Here is a 4,544-nt window from a genome sequence, read left to right as displayed (position 1 = left end):
CTCCTACGGAATACAGGCACCGATCGTGCTGTAGGAGCGCACCCCGTTGCGCGATTGGGCCGCCAGCCTCAGCCGCCCGAGAGGGCTTCCTGCGCCGGTTCATTAACCGCCCTCAGGCGCAAGGTGCCGGCCCTGAACTCCAGGCTGAATATCGCCTCGGAGGCGACGGGCAACAGCGGTGTGAACAAGCGCTCGGACGAAAAGAGTCTTTTCAGCGCGTCATCTGCCAATAACAAGTAGAAGGGTTCACCTCGTTCATCCCGCGAGGCGCTCATCTCGTCTTCCAGCGTCGTGAACCGCCCCTCTACCCGATTGACGATAAAATAGCGCTCGCGCGGGCCGATCACCAGGAATCGCGGCACCTGCAGCAGTGACCCGCTCAGGCGCCACTGATTGCCGGTGATCTCGAAATTGTTCATGGTCTGGTTTTGCGTCAGTGCGACTCGATAGTGCGCGGCGTCAGAACGCTCGGACAGGGTCAGCGTCCCCAGGATGGTTTGGTCCGAGACCGGCTCATACTGAAACAAGCGAAAGGTCATCAACCCCAGCAGCAGCGCAGCAGCCAGAATACCCAGACCCAGCGTGCCGGCCAGGAAGCCGACCAGCCAGCGCGTTCGGGCCAATAGCCACAGCGCCACACACAGCACCACAAACGCGCTGGCACCAAGCAGCAGCAGAGTTATCATCCGGTTGTCACTCTCCCTTGGGTAGCTGATCCAGACTGGCTTGCGCCACCCGAATCACGTCCTGATTCTGTTGCCCGCTGAGCAGTCCTTCAAGGAAAAACTCCAGACTGCTCAGCGCATCCGCAAAAGCATCCAACTGGCTGTCGGACACCTCCAGCTTACCGGCTTTCAATCCGTCCACAAAATCGATGCACTCCTGCAGAATCGACAGACCGTTCGGGGCGTCCATAAAGACCAGCGCCCCATAGACGCCGCGCAGAGTCGAGGGCACATTGGCGAGATGCAGTACATCCCGATTGCTGTCCATAAAGGCTGAAATGGCACGCTTGCAGACTGACAGGCCGGTTTCCATTTCATCCAGTACCGCTACTCTGGCCTGATGCAGATAAGCGCTGTGCGCACCCGCCTGACTGTCTTCGGAGGTCAGTCGGTGGCCCGTCAGATTCAAACGTGACAGTGCCGACTCGGCATAGAGAACAGAATCGGCGATGCGCATCAGTTCGCCATGACGGGGGGCCGCGTTGTCGGGCCAGGATTTTACCTGCTCCCACATCCGCCGCATGACATTGGCCGGGCTGGTCAGCCCCACCATATCCAGCGTATCGGTGATCTGGTTCAGTTGATCACGCAACCGGTAGGCGGAAAACTGTTCATCGCCGGCCGCCGCGATATCCATCGTGTCCTTGATATTGTTGAACTCTTCCTGCAATGCTTCGGACAGGCTTTGCAGCACAGACTGCCCCGGCCCGCGCATCAATTGTTCCTGTTCGCGCAACTGGCGCGAGGTGTACTGGAGTCTGATCGTCGGGAAGCGTTCCTGATAGACCCGCAACCGCGGCGCTGCATCGGCGGTCAATGCAATATAGTACAGACAGTCCTGCACCAGCGGCTTTGGCGGCGCGGTTTTCAACCCGGCGCTGCCCTTCTGCACCACAGTACGCAATGCGCGGTCGACCTGGCTGAACCAGACGCGCCGCGCCGGAGACAAAGGCCCTTCCTGGCTGTGTGCAATCCCTTCTCCGGCCATGGCCACCAGAGCCCAGAACTCGGCCCAGGTGCTGTCGGCCAGCAACTTGTGGGTACGCCGCAGGCTCAAGGCCACATAGGTCAGGGCACTGTTGCTGCGCTCTTCACGCAGTACGTGCAGCAGACCAGCCTGGAACATGTGTCGGTATTTGCGCAGCAGCTTGATGCCATTGGCGTCCAGATCATCAAGCGCTGGAGACTGGGGCTTCAACTTGTAGGCAAAGGTATGAAAGCAGCCTTCGCGCAACGGAGAAACCCGACGCGACTGGCGCAGGCGATTGATGGTAGGCAACAGGATCTCCGGATAGGGCGCGCGTCCGACTTCCTGAAACTCCAGATATTTGCTCAATAACACCAGTGCCTGTGTCAACGCTTCGAACTCGGACTCGTGCTTGCCCGGGGACTCTACCGGCAGGAACTGCAGCAACTGGACAGATTCCTCACACAGCAGGGCGGCGCCCTTGTGCTCCAGCATGGAAAAGGTTCCGCGTAGCTGCTGAAAAGCATCGACACAGCGCTGCCAGTCATCCAGACTCTGCGAGGCGGTCAGATACTGCTCCAACGCCTGCTGGGCCGTACCGACCGTCTTCTCCAATTCCGCTTTGAGCGCGTTCAGTGTCGCTTTGCTGGTCATATTCTTTTTGATCTCCACCACTTAGCACCGTCACTTTAACGCATCAGGCGCGCGCCTTACAGTGTGTTGACTATAGTGGTGCCAAGAATGAGAGCCAGTTTGCACTGTCGGGCCCAGTCATTAAAATAGCGGCCGACGTGATTTTCACCTGACCCGGACCCCGGCATGCCCAAGCGTATTGATCATCGGTTCTGCACTGCCCCCATGATGGACTGGACCGACCGACACTGCCGCTATTTCTGGCGCCTTCTGTCTCACCATACGGTGCTCTATACCGAAATGGTAACGACCGGCGCGCTTCTTCATGCTGATCCGGCCCGTTTTCTGCGCTTTGATCCGGCAGAGTCTCCGGTGGGCCTGCAACTGGGTGGCAGTGAACCGGCAGATCTGGCCCACTGCGCCCGCCTGGCGGAGCAATGGGGCTACGATGAGGTCAATCTGAACGTTGGCTGCCCGAGCGACCGGGTGCAGAACGGCATGATCGGTGCCGTACTGATGGGCCATGCAGGCCTGGTGCGTGATGGGGTGGCGGCCATGCGCGAAGCCACGTCGCTGCCGGTCACGGTAAAGCATCGGATCGGCATAGATGATCAGGACAGCTACGCCTTTCTGACGGATTTTGTCGGCACCGTCGCCGAGGGCGGCTGCGAAACCTTTATCGTCCACGCACGTAAGGCCTTTCTGCAGGGGCTTAGCCCGCGTGAAAACAGGGATGTCCCACCACTGGACTATGACCGGGTCTATCAGTTGAAGCGCGACTTCCCGCACCTGGAGATCATCATCAACGGCGGCATTCAGCGGCCGGACGCGGCACAGCATCTGCCGCATGTTGACGGAGTCATGCTGGGCCGTGCCGTCTGGCACCAGCCCATGTGCCTGGCCGATGTCGACCAGGCCCTGTTTGCCGAAGATCAGCGGGCCCCGTTGACTGCCCAGCAGGCGGCCGAGGCCATGCTGCCCTACATAGAACGGGAACTGGCGGCCGGTCAACGGTTGCACCATGTCATCAAGCCGTTGTTCAATCTTTTTCATCAGTGCCCGGGGGCGCGCCAGTACCGGCGTCATCTCAGTGAACAGGCGCACAGACCTGATGCCGGCATCGACGTTTTCCTTGCTGCTCTGCAACAGGTCGAACGCGCTGCCGAGCGCGCACCGGCAGCGCAGGCCGGCTGACGGTGAGCGCTGAACTCACCTACCTGTTTGATGACTGGCTGGCCATTACCCGCCGTCTGCGCGAACTCATTCGCCGCGATGTGCCACAAAGCTGGATGTCGGGCGCCAATCACCTGAACGAAACCATTCAGCAGTTGTGCCACTCCCTGACCGATGTCTGGTATCTGGACGGTCAGGATGGTCGCGCCACCCGACGCCACATCGGCGTGTCCAAGGTAGGGCCCATCACCATGGGTCTGCTGCAACGCAACAACGAACTGCGCACCGAGTTTCATCAGGCCCTGCTGCAGGTCAAGCGTGAGCGACCCGACCTCTGGCTGGACACCTCACTGCGCCTGGCCAGACGGGCCCGGGCGGTACAGGGTGAGCTGGCCGACGAGGGGCTGGTTCGCCTGCATTTGAAGCAGTTCAGCCGCACCCTGCCCCTGCTCGACCGGCGGCCGGACAAAATCAGTTTCACCTGGTATCAGAGCGGCCGCTCCATCAAGCGCCTGAGTCGTGCCGAGGTGCTGGAAAAACTGGAAGACTACGGCTCGGACAAGCCGCATATCGAAGTGCAGTACCGCAAGGTAGCCAGCCTGCCAGACAACGAACCCTTGGCACAGGTGCAGCAGCAGGCGCCGCTGATTCGGGCCAATGTGCGGTATCCGGAAGGCGACCGAGAGGCCTTCAACGCCGCCCTGCCCATTTTCATACCCCTTGAAGAAGGCGGTGGTTACAGCTTCCCCGAAATAGTCCCCCCACCGGAACGCCCGCCCGAAACCCGCCAGCGCGCCCGGCGCAGCGACCAGAAGTTGGAAGACGAGCCTTTCGTACCCAGTTTGCGGGTTTATCGGTATCGATAAGGCGGCTACGCCGCCATCGGCCAGGGGGCTGGCCTCCTACAGGAAACCCGTGCCGTGGGAGCGCACCCCGTTGCGCGATGGGGCCGCAGGCCCCTTGAATGGGCGGCTGTGCCGCCATCGGCCAAGGGGCTGGCCTCCTACAGGAAACCCGTGCCGTGGGAGCGCACCCCGTTGCGCGAT

At 60.8% G+C, this 4,544-nt stretch carries 4 protein-coding genes; 2 read left to right on the top strand and 2 right to left on the bottom strand.

The features are described 5' to 3' along the window. Positions 1-68 precede the first annotated feature (68 nt). Both LAT62_RS16035 and LAT62_RS16030 read right to left on the bottom strand, forming a co-directional pair. Entirely contained in the window at positions 69-686 is a 618-nt protein-coding gene (locus LAT62_RS16035) for a hypothetical protein (RefSeq protein WP_293386193.1), read from the bottom strand. Positions 687-693: 7 nt separating this feature from the next. Continuing rightward, the gene (locus LAT62_RS16030) at positions 694-2,346 is read right to left on the bottom strand and encodes a hypothetical protein (RefSeq protein WP_293386191.1); all 1,653 of its coding nucleotides are present in this window, start codon (positions 2,344-2,346) and stop codon (positions 694-696) included. A 165-nt stretch (positions 2,347-2,511) separates the two neighbouring features. Here LAT62_RS16030 and dusA point away from each other — a divergent pair, with 165 nt between their 5' ends. Further along, positions 2,512-3,519, top strand: a complete 1,008-nt coding sequence (gene dusA / locus LAT62_RS16025; RefSeq protein WP_293386189.1) for a tRNA dihydrouridine(20/20a) synthase DusA — start codon at positions 2,512-2,514, stop codon at positions 3,517-3,519. A gap of 2 nt (positions 3,520-3,521) precedes the next feature. Beyond that, complete coding sequence (locus LAT62_RS16020; RefSeq protein WP_293386187.1) at positions 3,522-4,364, top strand: DNA replication terminus site-binding protein; 843 nt, start codon at positions 3,522-3,524, stop codon at positions 4,362-4,364. Positions 4,365-4,544 lie beyond the last annotated feature (180 nt).

It is taken from the genome of Natronospirillum sp. (genome assembly GCF_022565775.1).
GTDB lineage: Bacteria > Pseudomonadota > Gammaproteobacteria > Pseudomonadales > Natronospirillaceae > Natronospirillum.
Note: the sequence above shows the minus strand (reverse complement) of the source record. Positions and strands in the feature narration are given on the sequence as shown.